A 22,039-nucleotide genomic window follows, 5' to 3' on the forward strand; every position below is an offset into this window, starting at 1 on the left:
CACACACGGGCGGCGGGCGGCCGTGCACAGTTGTCGGAGGACAGCCCTCCGAACGCCGTGACCCGCCTAGTTTGCGGGGATGACAATTGATCACCGTGACGACCTCGCCCGGCTGAGCTCGCACGCTCGTGCCCCGGAGCGAGCCCGTCTGCGCCTGGGAGTCGGCGCAGCCATCGTGCTGCTGATCGCTGCCCTCGTGACGGCGGTTCTGGTCTCCGCCCTCGCCCAGCCCACGAGTGATCGTGTCGGCGCCGGGCCAGACGCCGCCTCGTCGACAGCCGGCACGTTTTCGCAGGCGCCGGATGCCCAGGCCTCACCGGCGCCCACCATCTTCGTGCACGTACTCGGCGCGGTGCGCACCCCCGGGCTGTTCGACCTGCCGGCCGGATCCCGGGTGATGGATGTGGTCGCGCAGGCGGGAGGCCTGCTCGAGACGGCGGATCCGGGCGGGGTCAACCTCGCTCGCCTCCTCGTGGACGGAGAACAACTGTACGTGCCGCTGGTGGGGGAGTCCCCGCCGGGGCAGCCGTCCGGAGCGGCGGCCGGCGGGGCCGCTGGGCTGGCGGCCGGCCCCGCGGCCAAGGTCAACCTCAACACCGGCTCGCTGAGTGACCTGGACACGCTGCCGCATGTGGGGCCGATGATGGCGCAGCGCATCATCGATTACCGCACGGCCAACGGGCGATTCACGAGCGTCGACGACCTGCGCAATGTGACCGGTGTCGGCGACAAGACCTTTGAGGCGCTCAAAGACCTGGTCACGACGTGAGGCTCGACCTTCGCCTGGTCGTCCCGGCCGTGGTGTGTTGGGTGAGCGCGGGCATCCTGGTCACATTCCCCGGGGTGGGTGCCGTCGTGGGTGCCGCCTCCTGGTTCTTTGCGATCGCCTGCCTGGGCGCCTTGCTGGTGACGCAGCATGCCTCCCGTCGGCGGCCCGAAAATCGGCAGCTGTGGGGCACGCTCATGGTGTGCGGGGCGACGGCGGGCCTGATGGCCGCCGTGATTGGGGTGGCTGCTCCCGCGCGGTTGCCCGACGCGGTTCGGGTCGCCGCCGCCCGGCATCAGACCGTCGACATCACGGCCACCGTGTGGTCGCTGCCGGTTGCGGTCACCGGCGGAGTCGGTGCCGGCGTGGCCGGTCGGGTGCGGTTTCGGGCGACGATGACCAGCCTGTCCGGCGCGCACGGTTCCGACGCACCCGGGTCCGGACTGTCCGGCGCCGCCGTGCCGCTGCTCGTGTTCGCGCCGACGGCGTCGACGGGCGAGGAGGGGGCGGCCGCGCCGCGCATCGGCGAGACCGTGCGACTCGTGGGCACCCTGCGGCTCACGGATCCGGGAGATTCCGCCTCGGCACTGCTCTTTGCGACGAGCCGACCGACCGTGCTCGCCGATGCGGGCTGGGTTCTCCGGTGGGCCGGTGACCTGCGCTCCGGATTCTCCCGGGACGCGGCGCTGCTTCCCGGCGACGGCGGCGACCTGCTCCCCGGCCTGGCCATCGGCGACACCACATCGGTCAGCCCGGAACTCGACGACGCCATGAAGGCGAGCTCGCTCAGCCACCTCACGGCCGTGTCCGGTGCCAACTGTGCCGTCGTGATCGCCGCGATCATGCTGCTCGGACGCCGGCTGCGGCGGGGAATGCGAATCGCCCTCTCCCTCGTGGCCCTCGGCGGCTTCGTCGTGCTCGTGACGCCGGAGCCCAGCGTGTTGCGTTCGGCCGTGATGGCGGCGGTGACCCTGCTGTCGATCGGCGCGGGCCGCCCGGGCCGCGGGGTGCCCACCCTGGCCCTCTCGGCCATCCTGCTACTGCTCCTGGACCCCTGGTTGTCGCGCAACTACGGCTTCGCGCTGTCGGTGCTCGCCACCGCGGGCCTGCTCGTGTTGGCCGGCCCACTGTCCCGGCTGCTGGCGCGATGGATGCCCCCGGCCCTTGCCGTTGTCATCTCGATTCCGCTGGCCGCCCAACTCGCCTGCCAACCGGTGCTCCTGCTCCTGAACCCCACCCTCGCCCTCTACGGGGTTCCCGCGAACCTCCTCGCCGCACCGGCCGCCCCGGTCGCCACCGTGATTGGGCTGCTCGGCTGCCTGGCGAATCCGTTGCTGCCCGGCATCTCCGCCGGTCTGGTGCACGTGGCCTGGCTCCCCTCGGCGTGGATTGCCGCGGTGGCCAGGACCACGGCTACGCTCCCGGGAAACCGTCTCCCCTGGCTGGAGGGCGTACCGGGCGCCGTCGCACTCGCGCTCCTGACCGTGCTCGCCCTCTGGCTCATTCTGCGACGCCGGGACAGACCGTCACGACGATGGTCGGCTGCGGCGCTTGCGGTGCTGCTGACCTGCAGCGGCGCGTACGCGGGAACTCTCGTCGGGGCCGGGATCGGCCGAGCGGCGCACTTCCCGGCCGGGTGGCAGATCGCCGCCTGCGATATCGGACAGGGCGACGCCGTCGTGGTACGCGAGGAGGATCGCTATGCGCTCGTCGACGTGGGCCCGGACCCCGGCCTGCTGGGCGCCTGCCTGGCCACGCTGGGTATTTCCCGCATCAACCTGCTCGTTTTGACCCACTACGACCTCGACCATGTGGGAGGCCTCAGCGCCGTCATCGGCCGGGTGGACACCGCCCTCGTTGGCGTGCCGGAGAACGCGCAGGATGCTGGCCTGCACGAGCAATTGGTCCGGGGTGGCGCCACCGTGCTGCAGGCAGCCCAGGGCGACCACGGCACGCTCGGTGGCCTCGATTGGAGGGTGCTGTGGCCCATCCGAGGTTCCACCCGGATGCAGGTCGGGAACCCGGGGAGCGTCACGATCGAGTTCGCCGGGCGCGGCATCCGATCCGTATTCCTCGGCGACCTGGGGGAGGAAGCCCAGAAGGCCCTCCTGCGCTCGGACGCGCCAGGCAGGGTCGAAGTGGTCAAGGTGGCACACCATGGCTCGGCCGACCAGAGTCCGGATTTCTACGCCGCCCTCGGCGCCAGGGTCGGTCTCGTTTCGGTGGGCGCCCGGAACACGTACGGGCACCCGACGAAACGGCTGCTGGATATTCTGGGCGAGGTCGGCACCCGCGTCGAGCGTACCGACCTGCGGGGAATGATTGTGGTTTCGCAAGGTGATGACGGGTCGCTCCTGGTCTGGGGCGAAAGGGCGGCCTCAGACGCCCGCATCCCGCGCAAACGGCGCGTCGGGCGAGCCGCCGATGCCCATGAACCCGGCCAGGCTGCGGGCCAGGTGTTTCGTCGTGAACCGCGCCTCCACCGAGGCCCGAGCGCGCTGCCCGAGCGCCGCAGCCTCGGTCGGGTTGGCGAGCACCGCGAGAACGCGTTCGCTCATCGCCCGGGGATCGCCCATGGGGGTCAACCATCCGTTGTCGCCGTTGACAATGTAATCTCGCAGCCCCGGCGCATCGTTGATCACCACCGGGCGGCCCGTCGCCATTGATTCAAGGCTCACGGTCAGGCCGGAGGCATGCAGGTTCGGTTTCGTCGCCACCGCGACGACGCTGGCCCGCGCGTACAGCGCCTGCAGTTGAACGTGCGTGAAGTGCCCGACCCGCGTCACTCCCGGTGGAGGCGACACGGACGACGCGCTTTGAACAATGATCTCCACCTCGGGCCGGCTCGCATGCACCAGGCTGAGCGCCTCGTACAGCACGGCCGCATCCCGGTCGCGGTCTCCGCCCACGCTGACGATGAGCGGCACCTCCGGGTACGGCTGGGCCCGCCAGAAGGTCTCATCGACCCCAAAGCGGATGAACTCGACCGAGGGCGCTCCGGCGCCGAGGAACTCACGCAGGGGCGCCACCTGGGCGCGACTGTTCACGAAAATGCCGCGCATTCCGCGCAGCACCGATCGCAGGCGTGCATCGGTGGTCGAGACGCCGGAGCGGCCCACCCGATCGGTCACCCAGATGACGCCGCAATACATTTCTTGCCGGGGTCGAAGCGCGCTCATCCGCACGGCCACATTCTCATCCCACGCCAGGCCCGTGCCGATGGGAGCGAAACGCGGCAGTCGGGCTCGCGCCGCCGCGGGGATCAGACGAGCGAGGGCGGACTGTGCCCTGCCGGGTTGTGACACGGATGCCGCGGTGACGGCCAGGCCGGCGGGCGCAAGCTCATGCAGTCCGTAAGGCCACCGGCCTGGAACTTCGTCGGCCTCGAAACGTTCGATCCACCCCGGCAGGTTGCGCTCCAGGGGGTAGCAGACCTCGACCGCGCTCACAGCGAAGGATCCTCGGCCGTGGCGGGCGAGGCATCAGGTTCCGGCTCGGCGCGACGCCTGGCCAGGTCGCGTCGCACGTACCAGAGGTTGGGGAAGATCTGGCAGATGAGCACCGCCGCGGATGCACCCGCAACCGCGCCGGCGGCGCCGAGAATGGGCACGAGCCAGAAGGAGAGACCGAGGCTGATCGGGACCATGGCAATGACGGGGACGACCTGGAAGACCAGGCCACGCCGATCCGTCATATACATGCCGAACGGGTACTTGGCCGCCTGAAGCCCGACAAAGATGACGAACATCACCAGCAGCAGGGGATCGAGCTCGATCTGGCCACTCGACACGAAGTCGGCCACCCACGGTGAGACGAGGGCCAGGAGCGCGCCGAGGGTGAGCCCGCCGAGCAGGAACCACAGCGTCGGAGCGAGCGGTGACTGCACTCTGGACGTCGATCGTGCGCGGGCATAGATCGGCCACAATGCGATGCCAGCCGCCGCGATGGTCTGCAGAACGATTCCGAACAGCTGGGAGGCGAGGTTGTACTTGGCGAGCTCATAGCTCGTGGACAGGTGGCTCAGGAGCAACCGGCCGGTCTGCATGGCGAGGGGCAGGGCGAGCATCTGCACGAGCATCGGCCAGGCGAGGCCGAGGGCGGGAACGCTCTGAACCCGGCGGATGCGCGGAATGTCTCGAACGGCCATCCGCAGCTGGGGTGCGAGCGCCCGGCCCGCGATGACGAGGCAGATCACCGAGACGATGCCGCTCGCCACATAAGACAGCACGGCGATGTACGTTCCGGCGGGTGCCGACAGGGCGATCAGGATGCCGATGCTGAGCAACATGAACGGCGCAATCACCGCCTGGCTGGCGACCTGCGCGCTCGTCTTTCGCAGGCCGACCAGGATGCGCTGGCCCACGGTGAGGGGAAGCACCAGGCCAAAGATCGCCAGGCAGGCAAACGCGGCAACGCTTCCCCCGTCGGGGATGAGGCCGTCGCCGAGCAGGAGCGGCCACCAGCCGAGCAGGTGAATGGCCACGGCCCCCACCACAATCAACGTCCCGGACACGATCAGGATCCGAAAGGCCGTCACGATGACCCGCCGCACGTACTCGTCGGTGCGCACGGAGTTCGATCCGGCAACCGCGTTGATCACGATGGCAGCGATCCCGAGGTCCGCGAACGGGAGCAGGGCCGGGAACGTGGTCAGGAGACCGTACTGCGCGTAGGCATCCGTTCCGAAGTTGGCGATGATCAGCCGGCTGGTGAATATTCCCAGCAGCCCCGAAAGTCCGACCACCACGATCTTGGCGACCGCGGTTGTGCCGACCGTTGCCAGCATCCCGCCTGAGGTCGGGCGGGACGTGGACGGCTTGGGCACAACAACCTCGGCTTCGCTGGTACGACTGTGCGTCGGCAGAACAAGAAACATACATGGGCTTCGTGTATTCATATCAGGAGAACGGTGCGCCCGGGGGCGATGGGCACGGAAAACCGGAGGTTCCCACGAAGTGGGGGTGGCCGGGGCGGCGCACGTCGACGCGCGATAAGCTTGAAGCTGCAATCGAAGGGAACCGCATGGTCGCGAAAGCGCAGGGAGCTCGCCGGGCCGCACCACAGGCGCGGACGACAGCCAAGGGGACCTCGATCCCGCAAGTATCGTGGCACCAGGTTCGCCCGGCCCCGATTGTGCTCGTCTCCGGAACGGAAATCTTCCTGGCCGAACGCGCCATCCGCCAGCTCAGGGATTTTCTGAAGCTTGAAGACCCGAGCCTTGAAATCACCGACGTGCAGGCCGATAGCTATGCGCCGGGTGAGCTGCTCACCCTCGCGAGCCCCTCGCTCTTCGGGGAGCCGCGTCTCATTCGCGTCAGCTCGGTCGAAAAGTGCACAGACACCTTCCTCACCGAGGCGCTCGACTATCTCACGAACCCGGCCGAGGACACCTACATGGTGCTGCGCCACGGTGGGGGAGTGCGGGGCAAGAAGCTGCTCGACACGATCCGTGGCGGTGGCGGTGGCGGCATCGAAGTCGTCTGCACCGAGCTGAAGAAGGACACCGAGAAGTACGAGTTCGCTTCGGCAGAGTTCAAGGTCGCCGGTAAACGGGTCACCGCGAGCGCCCTCCGATCGCTCGTGGCCGCCTTCTCGGATGACCTGGCTGAACTGTCGGCAGCGTGCCAACAGCTCATCTCAGACGCCACTTCCGAAATCACCGAGACTACGGTCGACCGCTACTACGGCGGACGAGTGGAAACGAACGCGTTCAAGGTGGCGGATGCCGCCATCGCCGGGCGGAACGGCGAAGCGCTGTTGACCCTGCGGCACGCTCTGTCCTCCGGTGCAGACCCCGTACCGATCGTTGCGGCCTTCGCGAGCAAGATTCGAACGATGGCCAAGGTTTACGGAGCGCGCGGTTCGGCCGGTCAGCTCGCGTCCACGCTGGGACTCGCGCCCTGGCAGGTCGAGCGCGCGCAGCGGGACCTTCGCGGCTGGAGCGACGAGGGGTTGGCTCGCTGCATCGAGGTACTGGCCGAGACGGATGCCGGGGTGAAGGGTGGGGGCCGCGACCCCGTGTTCGTGCTCGAACGCCTCATCGGCGTGATTGTGCGCCGCGGCAACGTCTGAAACCGCGCTACTGCCCGGCTACGCCCAGCGTGACCCCGGATCGCTGGAGGTAGAGCCAGATGCCGTCAGTGAATTCCGGGTTGCCGCAGATGTCTGCGGTGACCCGCACGGGAACGGTCGCTGCCGTCCCCGCGACATCGGCGGGGCGGGCCAGCCCCGCGAATGAGCCCGGCAGCGTGGGACAATACTCAAGAACTATCCGACCCGTGGGATCGGAGAACTGTACGGTCACGGTCTGATCCGCGGTGGGCATGAACAGCTTGAACGCGAGCATGCCCAGCACCGCGAGGATCGCGACGACGCCCGTCATGGTCGCGACCCGGTCGCGCAGATTCCTCGGCGAGCGGGCGGAACCGGCGGAAAGGCCCAGGAGGACGGTGCCGAGGAGACAAGCGACACCGAACAGGCCGAGGGCAGGCCAGACCGGGGTTGACTCGTTTGTTGTCGGCAGGAACAGGAGGCTCACGGTCAGCACCGCTGCCCCACCGGCCGCGAAAGCTGCCAGGAGTGTGCCGTGGCGGAGTCTCGGTTCGGGTGGGCTGGCGGCAATTTTGGGGTAGTCAGCGCTCATCACGGCGACAGTCTAACGCCGTCCCGCGCGCGGGGGCCCAAACGGGGCGTCCTGACAGGCGCGTGTCGGAGCGCCGACGACCTGGGCGGATACACGAATGGTCCCCGCCGTGAGGCGAGGGCCATTCGTACAGTGAGTCAGATTAGACGAGTGCTGAAACAGCCTTCGCGATTGCCGACTTCTTGTTTGCTGCCTGGTTCATGTGGATTACACCCTTGCTGACGGCCTTGTCGAGCTTCTTGGAAGCAACGGCGAGGTTGGCGACAGCCTGGTTCTTGTCGCCGGAGGCAACTGCGGTACGAGTCGCGCGGATGGCCGACTTGAACTCGCTCTTGACCGACTTGTTGCGCTCCTGAGCCTTCTTGTTGGTGCCGATTCGCTTGATCTGCGACTTGATATTTGCCACGTTTATACGCTTTCGTTAGGTCCTGTTTGGACTGCCTGGTTCGGAGTGCCGCTGAGCGATAGAGGGCGCTGCTGCGGCGAAAATCGTGTGGGGTGGGACCCAACACGCAAGTCAACGGCCAACGATACCAGCACACGAGGTTTCGGCGCAATCGAGATCGTAATCTCGCAGGAGGCAGGGCCCGGTTACGCTCCCCGCGTCCCCGCGCCGGGCGCGGACATGAAAGAATGGTCAGACTATGTCACCGAGAGCACTTCAGGCGCTTGAACCGGCCGCCACCCCGCCCGAGTTCATCCGTAACTTCTGCATCATTGCCCACATTGACCACGGTAAATCCACGCTGGCCGACCGAATGCTGCAGATCACGGGAGTGGTCGACGAGCGATCCATGCGTGCTCAGTACCTCGACCGCATGGACATTGAGCGCGAGCGCGGCATCACCATCAAGAGCCAGGCCGTGCGCATGCCGTGGGAGGTCGACGGTGTCACCTACGCACTGAACATGATCGACACGCCCGGTCACGTGGACTTCACCTACGAGGTGTCCCGCAGCCTCGCCGCGTGCGAGGGCGCGATCCTCCTGGTCGATGCGGCGCAGGGTATTGAGGCCCAGACCCTGGCGAACCTCTACCTCGCGCTCGAAAACGACCTGACGATCATCCCGGTGCTCAACAAGATCGACCTGCCGGCGGCAGAACCCGACAAGTACGCCCGCGAGCTGGCGAGCCTCATCGGCGGCAAGCCGGAGGACGTGCTCCGGGTATCCGGAAAAACAGGAATGGGCGTCTCTGAGCTCCTTGACCTGGCCGCACGCTCGATCCCATCGCCGGTCGGCGACCCGGACGCACCCACGCGCGCCATGATCTTCGACTCGGTCTACGACAGCTACCGCGGCGTCGTCACCTACGTGCGCATGATCGACGGTAACCTCGGCCCGCGCGAGAAGATCCAGATGATGTCCACTCGTGCCACGCACGAGATCCTCGAGATCGGCGTGATCTCCCCGGAGGCCACGATCAGTAAGAAGGGCCTCGGCGTCGGTGAGGTCGGCTACCTGATCACTGGCGTGAAAGACGTTCGCCAGTCCAAGGTCGGAGACACGGTCACGGCCGCGGCACGGCCGGCCACGGAGGCGCTCCCCGGCTACACGGAGCCCCAGCCCATGGTGTTCTCCGGGCTGTATCCGATTGACGGCAGTGACTACCCGGCGCTTCGTGAAGCCCTCGACAAGCTCAAGCTGTCCGATGCCTCCCTCGGGTACGAGCCGGAGACATCCGTCGCGCTGGGCTTCGGCTTTCGCTGCGGCTTTCTCGGCCTGCTGCACCTCGAGATCATCACTGAACGCCTCGACCGGGAATTCGGGATCGACCTCATCACGACGGCACCGAGCGTGCCGTACGAGGTCATGACCGACGACAAGAAGACCGTCACCGTCACGAACCCGAGCGAGTTCCCGAACGGAAAGATCGCCAAGGTCGAGGAACCCATCGTCAAGGCCGCGATCCTCGCGCCGAAGGACTACGTCGGCGTGATCATGGAGCTGTGCCAGAGCCGCCGTGGCACACTGCTCGGCATGGATTACCTCGGAGAAGACCGGGTCGAGATTCGTTACACCATGCCGCTGGGCGAGATCGTCTTCGACTTCTTTGACAACCTGAAGAGCCGCACCGCCGGTTACGGATCGCTCGACTATGAGCCGATCGGCTCGCAGGAGGCCGACCTGGTCAAGGTCGACATTCTGCTGCAGGGCGAGCAGGTCGACGCGTTCAGCGCCATCGTGCACCGAGACAAGGCCTACGACTACGGTGTGCTCATGACCGGCAGGCTGCGCAAGCTCATCCCCAGGCAGCAGTTCGACGTGCCGATCCAGGCCGCGATCGGCGCTCGCATCATCGCCCGCGAATCGATCAGCGCCATCCGCAAGGACGTGCTCGCCAAGTGCTACGGCGGTGACATTTCCCGTAAGCGCAAGCTGCTCGAGAAGCAGAAAGAGGGAAAGAAGCGCATGAAGATGGTCGGTCGCGTCGAGGTTCCGCAGGAGGCCTTCATCGCCGCGCTCTCCGGCGATGAACCCCCCAAGAAAGAAAAGAAGTAGACGGATGCGCCGATCCACGTTCACCGATGCGGCCGTGACCTATGGGGCCATCGGCGGCACGCTTGCCCCCGACCTGATGCAGTACCCGCCGAAGGGCCACCGGCCGCTTGAGCGCAGCGTGCGGCTCGGAAGCGGCGATGAGCGTTTTCACGTGGCGTCGAAGCTGCTCATGACCTGGGGCGTTCAGCGGGGCAGCGGCATGAGCGTCACCGACCTCGAAAACGGCACGGGAGTGCAGTACACGCCGGTGGAGTTCGAGCCGGACGGTACGCCGATTCCCGCCCGCCAGGCGCCGGAGGGCGAAGCCACCTTCGCTGAGGACGGTACACCGTACATCATGAACGGGATGACGGCGCAGCTGGAGATCCATGTCGGTCCGATGCGGGTCAAGGCACCGGTGCGGGTGGTCTACGTCATTGACGAGACGGCCCGCGTTGGCTTCGCCTACGGCACCATGAAGGGGCATCCCGAAAGCGGTGAGGAGTCCTTCATCGTGGAGAAGCGTGAGGATGACTCCGTGTGGTTCACGCTGCGCTCCTTCTCCCGCCCGAGCACGTGGTACTACCGTCTCGCGTCCCCGATTCTTCGCGTTCAGCAGGAACGGTTCACCCGCCGGTACCTGAAGGCACTGCACCCGGTTGGGGCGCTGTAGGTCCGTGGCTGGTGCACTTCCCCTGGGCGACCCGGCCCCGGTCGACGGCCTGATCCCGGCGTCGGCATCCGTTGGTGCGAGCGAGCGCGATTTCGGCGTGTACCTGCACGTACCGTTTTGTCGCGTGCGTTGCGGCTACTGTGACTTCAACACCTACACGGCGACCGAGCTCCGCGGGGTCAAGCAAAGTGACTATGCGAGTCAGGCCGTGCTTGAGGTGGAGTCCGCCGGTCGAATCCTGAAGGAATCCGGTCTTCCGCAGCGACTTGTGTCAACCGTGTTCTTCGGGGGCGGAACGCCCACCCTGCTTCCTGCGACCGACCTGGCCAAGATGCTCCAGGCCGTGCGCGCGGAATGGGGGATCGCACCGGGGGCCGAGGTCACGACGGAGGCCAACCCGGATTCTGTCGACGCCGCGTATCTCGCGTCGCTCGCCGAGGCCGGATTCACCCGGGTGTCCTTCGGAATGCAATCGGCCGTACCGAGCGTGCTGGCCACTCTCGAACGCACCCATGATCCGGACCGGGTTCCCCTCGTCGTGCGCTGGGCGCGTGACGCGGGTCTCGACGTGAGCCTCGATCTGATCTACGGAACCCCGGGGGAGACGATTGAGAACTGGCGTGCGAGCCTTGAGCACGCCATCAGCCAGGCGCCGGACCACCTGAGCGCCTACTCGCTCATTGTCGAGGAGGGCACCAAACTGGCGCGCCAGATCCGTCGCGGTGACGTCGTGCCCACCAATGATGATGAGCAGGCGGAGTTCTACGAGCTCGCCGACGAGCTCCTGGCCACGGCCGGTTACCACTGGTACGAGGTCAGCAACTGGGCGAAGGATGCCGCGCACGAGTCGCGGCATAACCTCTCGTACTGGCGTAGCCAGGACTGGTGGGGCGTTGGACCCGGCGCCCACAGCCATGTGGGTGGAGTGCGCTGGTGGAATGTGAAGCACCCGGCAGCCTATGCCGAGCGCGTGCTCTCTGGTGTGTCTCCGGCCGTCGGCCGGGAAACCCTGGATGAGGCCACCCGGGAACTCGAACGCGTGCTGCTGCTCAGCCGGATACGAACGGGGATCCCGATTGCTTCCCTGTCGGCGTCGGGACGGCATGAGGTCGCCGGCCTGATTGCAGACGAGTTGATCAACGCGCGCGCCGCCCTCTCCGGTTCAATCGAGCTGACGTTGAAAGGGCGACTCCTGGCGGATGCGGTTGTTCGCCGCATCACGGAATAGAGCCGCCTCCACAGCGGTCAGCTGACGAACTTGAGGGAGAGGGGATACGTGTATCCCTGGCCGCGGTTCGCCGCGAGGCCGGCCAGGATGCTGAACACGACGACGGCCACCCAGATGGCGAAACTTGTCAGGTATCCGATGAGGATTGCGGTGAGAACGAGCGACGCGGCGTAGCCGATAGCCGCCGTGATCTGAAAATTCAAGGCCGAAGCACTGTGGGCGCGAATGAACGGTCCGCGATCCTTGAGCAGCAGATACCCGATCAACGACGGCACGAAGGAGAAGAAGATGCCGCCGACATGGATGAGCGTCGCCCAGAGCTTCTCGTCGGCGGGACTCAGTGGGGCTGCGGAGGACCGGTACGGATCCGTGGGCGGGGTGGCATCAGACATTCGGTCTCCTGAATCGAGTACCGGGGTTGTGGCGGTCTGCCACCGGTTATCCCAGCGTACCCGGGGAACCTTTGCCGCGGCCTTGAAATTTCTGGCTACTTGATGAAGCGCACGGACACCGGGTACCGGTAGCTGCCGCCGTCTTTGACCGCCAGGAACCCCATGATCGAGAACACGACGGCCATGACCCACAGGGCGAACCCGAGGAAGGTGAACAGGAAGCCGATCCCGAAGGTGACCAGGGCAAGAAATGTTCCGAGGAAGAACACCGCGAACCATGCGATCATGACGGTGATCTGAAAGTTCAGGGCCTCTTTCGCCTCGATATTTGTGCGGTGGCCGCGATCCTTGAACACGAGCCAGATGACGAGCGAGGGGAGAATCCACAGGATTCCGCCCAGATGGGCCCAAGACGCCCACTGCTGATCTTCGGCCGCCGTGAGCGGCGCGGCCACGGGCGCCGCCGGGTACGGAGATTGCGGTGGGTTCTGGCCCGGGTCGGGGTCACGGGGCGCCTGCGAGTTTGGATCGCTCATGATCATTCCTTTCAGATGAACGTGTATGAGACCGCGTATATGCATAAGGTACTGCTACCCCTGTGCGGGGGCAATGGGCGAGATCGCCCGTTGCGCGATATGATTGGCACTCAGGCAATGCGAGTGCCAGTGATGTGGTGCGCGCGACAAGTAGGGAGGCGTGACGATGGTTTCTGATCGTGGTCTCGACGTCTTACGCGTCATCGTGCAGGATTATGTGGCTTCACGCGAACCCGTCGGATCGAAATCCATTGTCGACCGGCATGCCTTCGGCGTTTCGGCCGCGACGATCCGCAACGACATGGCCCTCCTCGAGGAGGAGGAACTGATCGCCGCACCCCACACGTCGTCGGGGAGGATTCCCACCGACAAGGGCTATCGCGTTTTTGTCGATCACCTCGCGGGCCAGCGCCCCCTGTCGCCGGCCCAACGACAGGCGATCGAAACGTTCCTGGGCCAGTCGGCAGACCTCGACGAGGTGCTCGTGCGCAGCGTGCGTCTCCTGTCCCAGCTCACCCATCAGGTCGCTCTCGTACAGTACCCCTCCCTGTCCCGCGCGAAAGTGCGGCACATTGAACTTGTTTCTCTCACCGAGAAACGTGTCCTGTCCGTGCTCATCACGGATTCCGGTGCCGTCGAGCAGCGGGTGATCGACCTGCCGGGCCCCGTCGACGAAGCGACGCTCGTGCAGGTGCGGTCCCGACTCTCCGCCGCGATCATGGGGCTGACCATGACGGATGCCGCCGCGGCGCTGGCAGCAGCCCCGACGCTCGTTCCCCCCGGGGAGCGCGAGCTCGATGCCGTCGCCGACCTCATCACGGAGACCCTCCGCGAGCAGGTTGGCGCGAACGGGCAAACCAAGCTGGTGATGGCCGGAACCGCCAACCTGGTTCGAACGGAAGAAGATTTCTCCGGCAGTATCTACCCGGTACTCGAGGCGATCGAAGAACAGGTGGTTCTCCTCCGCCTCTTCGGCGAGATGGCCGGCGACCAGCGCGGGGTCTCGGTCAGTATTGGCCGGGAGAACGCGCCGTTCGAACTGGCCGAAACCTCGGTCCTGACGAGCGGATACACCTCAAACGGTAATTTGGCGCGATTAGGCGTACTTGGCCCGACCCGCATGGATTACTCCAACAACATGGCGGCCGTTCGAGCCGTCGCACGCTATCTGTCCCGCCTGCTGGGCGAGAACTGATTCACAGCGCGCATTGACTATCAACTACTGCCCTATCAACAGATCAACGAGGAGAGCCACCTTTGGCTGACCACTACGAAGTCCTCGGTGTGAGCCGCGACGCGACCACCGACGAAATCAAGAAGGCGTATCGACGCCTCGCCCGCCAGCTGCACCCGGACGTCAACCCGGGGGCGGAGGCCTCAGAAACGTTCAAGAGCGTCACGCACGCCTACGACGTCCTGAGCGATTCCGCCCAGCGACAAAAATACGACCAGGGTGGACAGGGAGGTGGCGGCGGATTCGACGGCCAAAACTTCGGCAACTTCGGCGACATCTTCGAGACCTTCTTCGGGGGCGGTGGCGCATCACAGCGCGGTCCCAAGTCCCGGCGGGAACGCGGCCAGGACGCGCTCATTCGCGTGGAGCTCGACCTCGCCGAGGTTATCTTCGGAACGCATCGCGACCTTGAGGTTGACACCGCTGTGCTGTGCGACACCTGCAAGGGATCGTGCTGCCAGCCCGGCACCGCACCCGTCACCTGCGATATCTGCCGCGGCACCGGTAGCATCCAGCGCGCGGTTCGCTCCCTTCTGGGCAATGTCATGACGAGCAGCCCGTGCGGTTCATGCCGCGGGTTCGGCACCGTCATCGCGACCCCGTGCACCACCTGCTCCGGCCAGGGACGCGTTCGTGCCCGGCGCACCGTGCCCGTCGACGTTCCGGCGGGCGTCGACACCGGCCTGCGACTGCAGATGCCGGGCAGCGGCGAGGTCGGCCCGGCCGGCGGCCCGAATGGGGACCTCTACCTCGAGATGAAGGTGCGACACCACGACATCTTCAGCCGCGACGGGGATGACCTCATGTGCGCCCTGGAGGTCCCAATGACGTCCGCGATCCTGGGGACGACGGTCAAGCTCAAAGGCCTCGATGGTGACATCGACGTCGAACTTCGCCCCGGGGCGCAGAGTTCCGAGATCCTCACGATCAAGGACCGCGGCGTTACGAGGCTGCGCGGCAACGGTCGCGGAGACCTGAAGATCGGCATCCAGGTCGTCACGCCCTCACGGCTCGACCACAAGGAGCGCGACCTGATCGAGCAGTTCGCTGCTCGCCACTCCGCGCCCGCGCCCGCGCTCAGCCACTATCAGCAGGGACTGTTCGCGAAGCTTCGCGACCGTTTTCTCGGCTAGCGGACAACGATCGTGGCCACTTTCTACCTGGCGCCGGAACTTCGGCCGGAGGACTGCCTGAGCGGTTCCGTCGTGAGTGTGACGGGTTCTGAGGCCCGGCATGCCGTGACCGTGAGTCGCATTCGCTCGGGTGAGCGGCTCCTGATCGGCAATGGCGCGGGTCTCATGCTGGCCGGAACCGTCGTGACGGCGGACCCGGCGGAGTTCACCCTGCGCGTCGACGTGGCGACGGAGACGCCGCCCTCGACCCCGCGTATCCGCCTCGTTCAGGCCCTGGCCAAGGGAGACCGCGACGAAATGGCCATACAGGCTGCCACGGAACTGGGGATAGACGGCGTCATCCCGTGGGCTGCGGCCCGTTCCGTATCCCGGTGGGAGGGCCCCAAGGTCGCGAAGGGCCAGGAGCGGTGGTCGAGCATCGTGCGAGAGGCCAGCAAGCAGTCGATTCGCCCCTGGCTGCCGACGATCGGCGCGTTGGCCAGTACCAAACAGCTCGCTGTGCTCGCAACAACGACACGGATGTTGCTCCTCGAACCCACGGCGTCGGTTCGGCTGACCGACGTGCCGGCACCGAACGATGACCGCGACATCGTGCTCGTCGTCGGGCCGGAAGGCGGCATATCGCCGGGGGAACTCAGCCTGCTCGAGCAGGCCGGCGCCACCCAGGTACGCCTCGGCGACACTGTCCTGCGCACCTCAACGGCCGGTCCTGCCGCGCTGGCAATCCTCAATGCGACCCTCGGCCGCTGGTAGTCGAGCTTAAGATAGATATATGTCTTCCCCCGGCGCAAAACCGTCCATCTTCAGCCGCATCATCGCCCGCGAAATTCCGGCGACCATCGTGGCGGAGACCGACCGCATCATTGCCTTCGAGGACATCGCGCCTCAGGCCCCCGTGCACATCGTCATCACCACGAAGGCGACGCAGTACCGCAATGTCGTTGAACTCGCGGCCGGCGATCCCGCGCTCCTGGCCGAACTCGTACGCGTCGCCGCCACGATCGCCGATGAACGCACGGGGGGCGAGTTCCGGCTCGTCTTCAATAACGGGGCCGCAGCGGGACAAACCGTCTTTCACGTGCACGCACACGTGATGGGCGTGGGCGACCGGTCGCAGTCGCTCGGGGAGGGGTCCCTTGGTTCACTCTGATCACCACAACGCCCCGCAGCGGGAGCTTCGGCTCCGCGTCGACGGGATCGCCATGGTGCGCCTGCTCGGTCCGGAAGACCGCTACCTCTCCACAATCGAGAAGCAGTACCCCGATGTGAGCGTGCACGTTCGCGGCAACGACATCACCCTGATCGGGCCTGCCGACGGCGTTGAATCCATCCGTCGCCTCATCGACGAACTCCAGGTCATGCTCCGCGACGGGCAAGAACTGGGCGAGGCCCAGGTGGCGTCGTCGGCGCGCATGCTCCATGGTGACGCTGTCACGAGTCCGTCCCAGCTCCTCGGAGCGCCCATACTGACCGCGCGCGGCAAGAGCGTTCGCGTCAAGACCGTCGGACAGAAGGAATACGTCGACGCGATTGACGCCAACACCATCGTTTTCGGCATCGGCCCGGCCGGTACGGGAAAGACGTACCTGGCCATGGCGAAGGCCGTGCGCGCACTGCAGAACAAGGAGGTCGAGCGCATCATCCTCACGCGGCCGGCGGTGGAGGCGGGGGAGCGCCTCGGGTTCCTCCCCGGCACGCTCAGCGACAAGATCGACCCCTACCTGCGCCCCCTCTACGACGCCCTCGGGCAGATGCTGGATCCGGAGTTGATCCCGAAGCTCCTCGCAGCGGGCACGATCGAGGTTGCCCCGCTGGCATATATGCGCGGACGCACCCTTAACTCCTCCTTCGTCGTGCTTGACGAGGCGCAGAACACCACCCCGGAACAGATGAAGATGTTCCTCACCCGCCTCGGGTTCGGATCGAAGATGGTCGTCACGGGTGACGTGACCCAGATTGACCTTCCCGCCGGCTCCAGCGGCCTGAAGCTGGTGACCCGAGTTCTGGACGGCATTGACGACATCCATTTCTCGTACCTGACGAGCGCGGATGTGGTGCGCCACAGCCTGGTCGGCCGCATCGTCGATGCGTACACCGAATACGATGCGCAGCGGCAAGCCCTGCGACAGGAAACCGCCGAGGCCCGCGATTTTGCGGCCAGAGGCCCCCAACGTTCCGGCGGTCCGCAGGGCCGCCTCCCGAAACGGAGTCAGACGTGAGTATTGAAATAAACAACGAGTCGGCCATCGACGTCGACGAAGCCACCATCCTGCGACTGTCGGCCTTCGCGCTCGACACCATGCACGTGCATGCCGACGCCGATTTGGCGATTGTGCTCGTCGATGAGGGGGCGATGGAACAGCTCCACGTGCAGTGGATGGACGAGCCGGGGCCCACAGACGTGCTGAGCTTCCCCATGGACGAGTTGCGGCCGGGTACGGAAGAGGCCCCGACACCACCCGGGCTGCTTGGCGACATTGTGCTGTGCCCCCAGGTCGCTCAATCGCAGGCGGAAACGGCAGGGCACCCGACCCTCGACGAGCTCCTGCTCCTGACCACCCACGGAATCCTGCACCTGCTCGGCTTCGACCACGCCGAGCCCGAGGAAGAAAAGGAGATGTTCGGGATCCAGCGAGACATTCTGCTCGGCTTCACGATGCAGGAACGACACCGCGGCTGATGCTGATCGGGTGGTTTCTAGCGGCGGCGATCTTCTTGATCGCCTTCGCCGGTTTGATGGCTGCCGTCGACGCCGCAATTACCGCGCAGTCTCGGGCCGACATTGCAGGACTGGTGACGACGGCTCGTGCCAAGCTTTCCCTGCGGGCGATAGCAGCCGACATGGGCGCGCACCTCAACGCCATCAACTTCATGCGTATCATCGCGGAAACGACGGCCGCCGTTCTCGTGACGCTGGTCTTTGCGACGAGCATCGAACGGTTGGGACTCGCCCTGCTCCTGTCCGCGTTCATCATGACGGCGGTCTCATTTGTTCTGGTCGGTGCAAGCCCGCGCAGCGTCGGCCGGGCGCATCCGGTCAGGCTGCTGCGCTCAAGCGCGCTCCTCGTGCACTTCGTGCGGGTGCTGCTCGGGCCGGTGGCCAACGCCCTTGAGGCGCTCGGCAATCGGGTGACACCCGGCCGCAGCCGCCTCGCGACCTTCACCTCTGAGGACCAGCTGCTGAGCATGGTCGATGAGGCGACCGAGCTGGAGGTTATTGAAGAGGCGCATCGGGACCTGATCCACTCCATCTTTGAGTTCAACGAAACCGTGGTGCGCGAGGTGATGATTCCCCGCACGGACATGATCACCATCGAGGCCGCCGCCACCATCGACGCGGCCATGGGCCTCTTTCTCAGCACGGGAACGTCGCGGGTGCCCGTCCTGGACGGTGAGGTCGACGACGTCACGGGCATCCTCTACCTGCGCGATGTCGCGCGTGTGGTGTATGAACGAGACGTGAATGCCGACTCGCTCACGGTTGCCGAACTCGCTCGCCCCGCCGTGTATGTGCCCGATTCCAAGAAGGCCGATGCGACCCTGCGGCAAATGCAGGCGGAGTCAAACCACCTGGCAATGGTCATCGACGAATACGGCGGAATCGCCGGGCTCGTCACTCTCGAGGACCTGATTGAGGAGCTGGTCGGTGATATTTCCGATGAGTACGATCGGGAGTCGATCGAGGTTGAAGATCTCGGGGACGGACACTTTCGTGTCAGTGCACGACTCCCGGTTGATGAACTGGGAGAATTGTTTGACCTCGAACTCGACGACGACGACGTGGACTCGGTCGGCGGTCTCCTGGCAAAAGCCCTGGGCCGGCTCCCGATTGCCGGTTCCGTCGCCGGGGTCAGCGGTTTGATCCTCACCGCCGAACGAATAGAGGGTCGGCGAAAGCGCATCAGCACCGTGCTGGTGGAACGAGACGAAGCATTGATTGATGCGCAAACGGCATTCCTCGGGACGCCGGACGATGAAGGAGCAGGTCATGACCAGAACAAATGAAAACCCGGCCGGTGCGTACCGTGCGGGGTTCGTCTCGTTCGTGGGGCGCCCCAACGTGGGCAAGTCCACCCTCACCAATGCCCTGGTCGGTGAGAAGGTCGCGATTACGTCGTCGAAACCGCAGACCACCCGCCGGGCCATCCGGGGCATCGTGCACCAGAAGAACGGGCAGTTGATCCTCGTGGACACTCCCGGCATTCACAAGCCCCGCACGCTGCTCGGCGAACGCCTCAACAGCCTGGTGACCGCCACCCTCGCCGGCGTTGACGTCATTGGGCTCTGCATTCCCGCCAATGAGCCCATCGGCCCCGGCGACAAGTTCATCAATGATCAGCTGGATGCTTTCCCGCGGGCACGCAAGGTGGCCATCGTCACGAAGATCGACGCCTCCTCCAAGACCAATGTGGCCAACCAGCTCCTCGCCGTGTCACAGCTTCGGGATTGGGAAGCGATTGTGCCGATATCCTCGACCAGTCGCATCCAGTTGGACACGCTCTCGGTTGAGCTTTTGCGTCTGTTGCCGACGGCCGAAGCGCCACTCTACCCGGCCGACGCCGTGACTGACGAGACGCTTGAGTCCCGCATTTCTGAGTACATTCGGGAGGCAGCGCTCGAGGGCGTGACCGACGAGCTGCCGCACTCCATTGCCGTAACGATCGACGACATCATCGAACGTGATGACCAGGAACTCGTGGAGATCTACGCGAACCTTTTCGTGGAGCGCGATAGCCAGAAGGGCATCATCATCGGCAAGTCGGGCAGTCGACTGAAAGATGTCGGCATGCGGGCGCGCAAGGAGATCGAGCCACTCGTGGGCAAGCGTGTGTTCCTGTCGTTGAGGGTCAAGATCGCCAAGGAATGGCAGCGGGACCCCAAGCAGCTGGGACGCCTGGGCTTCTAATACCCGGGTTCCCGGCGTCCGTGGGCGGATTGGGAGCCTTTTGGGGGGGAGCTATCGGCGCGAAACGATGCTAGCCTAAAAAAATGCTGTTCGGTCTGCTCCTTCTTAGCTGCCGCGACGAGTCCTAATCTGAGGCCTCCCTCGTCGCGGCGTTTGTCGTTGGCTGCTGACACTCTTAGAGGGATCACAGATCATGAAGAATAACCAGACCGCGTCCAATCTTCCGGTTCACCGCTACCGTCCGTATAACGAGCAGTTCGCTGTGAACCTCACGGACCGCACGTGGCCGTCGAAGCGTATCGAGGTGGCGCCACGTTGGTGCGCCGTCGACCTGCGGGACGGCAACCAGGCGCTCATCGACCCGATGAGCCCCGAGCGCAAGCGCATCATGTTCGACCTGCTCGTGCGCATCGGGTACAAGGAGATCGAGGTGGGCTTTCCGTCCGCCAGCCAGACGGACTTCGACTTCGTGCGTAGCCTGATCGACGAAAAAGCCATCCCCGACGATGTCACGATCCAGGTGCTGACCCAGGCTCGGGAGCCGCTCATCAAGCGCACGTACGAGTCCATCAAGGGTGCGAAGCAGGCCATCGTGCACCTGTACAACTCCACGAGCGTGCTGCAACGCGACGTCGTCTTCCGCCAGGACAAGCAGGGCATCATCGACCTCGCGCTCCACGGAGCCCGAACATGCCGCGCCATGGAAGCGACGGTGCCCGGCACGACGGTGTACTACGAGTACTCGCCGGAGAGTTTCACGGGGACGGAACTCGAATTCGCTGTGGACATCGCCAACCAGGTCATCGAAATCTTTGAGCCCACCGCCGAGCGCAAGGTCATCATCAACCTGCCCGCGACCGTGGAAATGGCCACGCCCAACGTTTATGCCGACTCCATCGAGTGGATGTCGCGCCACCTCGCGCACCGCGAAAACGTGATCCTGTCCCTGCACCCGCACAATGACCGCGGGACCGCGATCGCCGCTGCAGAGCTTGGCTACCTTGCCGGTGCCGACCGCATTGAGGGATGCCTGTTCGGCAACGGGGAGCGCACGGGCAACGTCGACCTCGTCGCGCTGGGCGTGAACATGTTCACCCAGGGCGTTGATCCTCAGATCGACTTCAGCAACATTGACGAGATCAAGCGCACGGCGGAGTATTGCAATCAACTGCCAGTCCCCGAGCGGAGCCCCTGGGCCGGTGACCTGGTCTTCACCGCATTCAGCGGCTCGCACCAGGACGCCATCAAGAAAGGCTTCGAGGCGATGGACGCCGAGGCCGCCGCGCAGGGCTGCACGACGAACGACCTCGTCTGGGCCGTTCCGTACCTGCCCGTTGACCCCAAGGACCTGGGCCGCAGCTACGAAGCGGTCATTCGGGTGAACTCCCAGTCGGGCAAGGGCGGAGTGGCGTATCTGCTCAAAACCGATCATTCCCTCGACCTGCCCCGCAAGCTTCAGATCGAATTCTCCGGCGTCGTCCAGACGAAGACGGACAGCGAGGGTGGCGAGGTCACGAGCTCCCAGATCTGGGATATCTTCAATGACGAGTACCTGCCGGCAAGCGTGAAGGCGCCCGACGCCAAGTGGGGCCGCTTCGAGCTCTTCTCCACGCGCACCTCCAGCGACCTGGCCGGGCATGTCGACCTCGCGGTTGACCTGCGTGATGGGGAAGACGTGGCCAATGTGACCGGCCGGGGCAACGGCCCGATCAACGCCTTCCTCACGGTGATGGTGGAGCGGGGTATCCAGGTCACCCTGTTCGATTACGTCGAGCACGCCCTGTCTGCCGGCGGCGATGCCCTCGCCGCCGCGTATGTGGAACTTGACGTCAACGGCAAGCGGTTCTGGGGCGTTGGCATCGACGAGGACATTTCCACGGCGTCTCTCAAGGCCGTCGTCTCGGCAGTCAACCGTGGTGTGCGCTCCGAAGTGGGCGATCGCGAGCTCAGCGTGGTCTGAGCCGTCAAACTGCGCGAGTCGGCCTGCGATGAACCACGCTCACTGGGCGAATGGTTCATTGCGGGCCTTTCCCCGCTCGCGCGACCAC

At 65.6% G+C, this 22,039-nt stretch carries 20 protein-coding genes and 1 pseudogene; 15 read left to right on the forward strand and 6 right to left on the reverse strand.

Features of this window, described 5'->3' with window-relative positions; all coding sequences use genetic code 11:
* Positions 1-79: 79 nt before the first annotated feature.
* Both EDD25_RS16240 and EDD25_RS18075 read left to right on the forward strand, forming a co-directional pair.
* Positions 80-769 (forward strand): helix-hairpin-helix domain-containing protein, encoded by a 690-nt coding sequence (locus tag EDD25_RS16240; protein WP_134174806.1) that lies wholly within the window; start codon positions 80-82, stop codon positions 767-769.
* Between the two features lie 392 nt (positions 770-1,161).
* Positions 1,162-2,922, forward strand: a pseudogene (locus EDD25_RS18075) (ComEC/Rec2 family competence protein); the annotation flags it as partial.
* A 222-nt stretch (positions 2,923-3,144) separates the two neighbouring features.
* On the opposite strand, the gene EDD25_RS18080 reads toward EDD25_RS18075, so the two are convergent.
* Together EDD25_RS18080 and EDD25_RS16255 are read right to left on the reverse strand one after the other, a co-directional pair.
* Positions 3,145-4,215: a glycosyltransferase family 4 protein gene (locus tag EDD25_RS18080; RefSeq protein ID WP_134174810.1), complete on the reverse strand. Its 1,071-nt coding sequence runs from the start codon at positions 4,213-4,215 to the stop codon at positions 3,145-3,147.
* Positions 4,212-5,642 carry an MATE family efflux transporter gene (locus tag EDD25_RS16255; RefSeq protein WP_241986378.1) on the reverse strand — a complete coding sequence of 477 codons (1,431 nt, stop codon included), beginning with the start codon at positions 5,640-5,642 and terminating at the stop codon, positions 4,212-4,214. Before EDD25_RS16255 ends, EDD25_RS18080 begins: the two co-directional genes overlap by 4 nt.
* Positions 5,643-5,788: 146 nt before the next feature.
* Between EDD25_RS16255 and holA the strand changes: the two genes are divergently transcribed.
* Positions 5,789-6,838, forward strand: a complete 1,050-nt coding sequence (gene holA / locus EDD25_RS16260; RefSeq protein WP_134174812.1) for a DNA polymerase III subunit delta — start codon at positions 5,789-5,791, stop codon at positions 6,836-6,838.
* Positions 6,839-6,845: 7 nt separating this feature from the next.
* Here the strand turns inward: holA and EDD25_RS16265 are convergent, their stop codons facing one another.
* Positions 6,846-7,412 (reverse strand): hypothetical protein, encoded by a 567-nt coding sequence (locus tag EDD25_RS16265; protein ID WP_134174814.1) that lies wholly within the window; start codon positions 7,410-7,412, stop codon positions 6,846-6,848.
* A 139-nt stretch (positions 7,413-7,551) separates the two neighbouring features.
* Positions 7,552-7,815 (reverse strand): 30S ribosomal protein S20, encoded by a 264-nt coding sequence (gene rpsT / locus EDD25_RS16270; protein ID WP_134174816.1) that lies wholly within the window; start codon positions 7,813-7,815, stop codon positions 7,552-7,554.
* A gap of 238 nt (positions 7,816-8,053) precedes the next feature.
* Between rpsT and lepA the strand changes: the two genes are divergently transcribed.
* Genes lepA through hemW form a run of 3 tightly spaced genes read left to right on the forward strand, consistent with a single transcriptional unit; the run spans position 8,054 to position 11,790 of the window.
* A complete protein-coding gene (gene lepA, locus EDD25_RS16275) occupies positions 8,054-9,910 on the forward strand; it encodes a translation elongation factor 4 (protein ID WP_134174818.1) in 1,857 nt (618 codons plus the stop codon).
* A gap of 4 nt (positions 9,911-9,914) precedes the next feature.
* On the forward strand, positions 9,915-10,562 hold the full coding sequence (locus EDD25_RS16280; RefSeq protein WP_134174819.1) for a DUF1990 family protein: 648 nt from the start codon (positions 9,915-9,917) through the stop codon (positions 10,560-10,562).
* A 4-nt stretch (positions 10,563-10,566) separates the two neighbouring features.
* A complete protein-coding gene (gene hemW, locus EDD25_RS16285; RefSeq protein WP_134174821.1) occupies positions 10,567-11,790 on the forward strand; it encodes a radical SAM family heme chaperone HemW in 1,224 nt (407 codons plus the stop codon).
* 17 nt (positions 11,791-11,807) lie between these two features.
* Here hemW and EDD25_RS16290 read toward each other — a convergent pair whose 3' ends face one another.
* Together EDD25_RS16290 and EDD25_RS16295 are read right to left on the reverse strand one after the other, a co-directional pair.
* On the reverse strand, positions 11,808-12,182 hold the full coding sequence (locus EDD25_RS16290; RefSeq protein WP_134174823.1) for a DUF4870 domain-containing protein: 375 nt from the start codon (positions 12,180-12,182) through the stop codon (positions 11,808-11,810).
* Between the two features lie 95 nt (positions 12,183-12,277).
* The gene (locus EDD25_RS16295; RefSeq protein ID WP_134174825.1) at positions 12,278-12,718 is read right to left on the reverse strand and encodes a DUF4870 domain-containing protein; all 441 of its coding nucleotides are present in this window, start codon (positions 12,716-12,718) and stop codon (positions 12,278-12,280) included.
* Positions 12,719-12,884: 166 nt separating this feature from the next.
* Here EDD25_RS16295 and hrcA point away from each other — a divergent pair, with 166 nt between their 5' ends.
* The 9 genes from hrcA to leuA all read left to right on the forward strand — a co-directional run bounded on the left by hrcA (position 12,885) and on the right by leuA (position 21,951).
* The gene (hrcA, locus tag EDD25_RS16300) at positions 12,885-13,913 is read left to right on the forward strand and encodes a heat-inducible transcriptional repressor HrcA (RefSeq protein WP_134174827.1); all 1,029 of its coding nucleotides are present in this window, start codon (positions 12,885-12,887) and stop codon (positions 13,911-13,913) included.
* Positions 13,914-13,975: 62 nt separating this feature from the next.
* Positions 13,976-15,085, forward strand: a complete 1,110-nt coding sequence (gene dnaJ, locus EDD25_RS16305; RefSeq protein ID WP_134174829.1) for a molecular chaperone DnaJ — start codon at positions 13,976-13,978, stop codon at positions 15,083-15,085.
* A 12-nt stretch (positions 15,086-15,097) separates the two neighbouring features.
* The gene (locus tag EDD25_RS16310) at positions 15,098-15,838 is read left to right on the forward strand and encodes a 16S rRNA (uracil(1498)-N(3))-methyltransferase (protein ID WP_134174831.1); all 741 of its coding nucleotides are present in this window, start codon (positions 15,098-15,100) and stop codon (positions 15,836-15,838) included.
* 19 nt (positions 15,839-15,857) lie between these two features.
* Entirely contained in the window at positions 15,858-16,235 is a 378-nt protein-coding gene (locus tag EDD25_RS16315; RefSeq protein WP_134174833.1) for an HIT domain-containing protein, read from the forward strand.
* Between the two features lie 52 nt (positions 16,236-16,287).
* Positions 16,288-17,304 (forward strand): PhoH family protein, encoded by a 1,017-nt coding sequence (locus EDD25_RS16320; protein ID WP_134175621.1) that lies wholly within the window; start codon positions 16,288-16,290, stop codon positions 17,302-17,304.
* On the forward strand, positions 17,301-17,765 hold the full coding sequence (ybeY, locus tag EDD25_RS16325; protein WP_134174835.1) for an rRNA maturation RNase YbeY: 465 nt from the start codon (positions 17,301-17,303) through the stop codon (positions 17,763-17,765). Before EDD25_RS16320 ends, ybeY begins: the two co-directional genes overlap by 4 nt.
* Positions 17,765-19,090, forward strand: a complete 1,326-nt coding sequence (locus EDD25_RS16330) for a hemolysin family protein (RefSeq protein WP_134174837.1) — start codon at positions 17,765-17,767, stop codon at positions 19,088-19,090. Before ybeY ends, EDD25_RS16330 begins: the two co-directional genes overlap by 1 nt.
* The gene (gene era, locus EDD25_RS16335; protein ID WP_134174839.1) at positions 19,074-19,991 is read left to right on the forward strand and encodes a GTPase Era; all 918 of its coding nucleotides are present in this window, start codon (positions 19,074-19,076) and stop codon (positions 19,989-19,991) included. Before EDD25_RS16330 ends, era begins: the two co-directional genes overlap by 17 nt.
* A gap of 193 nt (positions 19,992-20,184) precedes the next feature.
* Positions 20,185-21,951, forward strand: coding sequence for a 2-isopropylmalate synthase (gene leuA / locus EDD25_RS16340; protein ID WP_134174841.1), 1,767 nt, complete (start codon positions 20,185-20,187; stop codon positions 21,949-21,951).
* Positions 21,952-22,039: the final 88 nt, after the last annotated feature.

This window comes from Cryobacterium psychrophilum, assembly GCF_004365915.1.
Lineage (GTDB): Bacteria > Actinomycetota > Actinomycetes > Actinomycetales > Microbacteriaceae > Cryobacterium > Cryobacterium psychrophilum.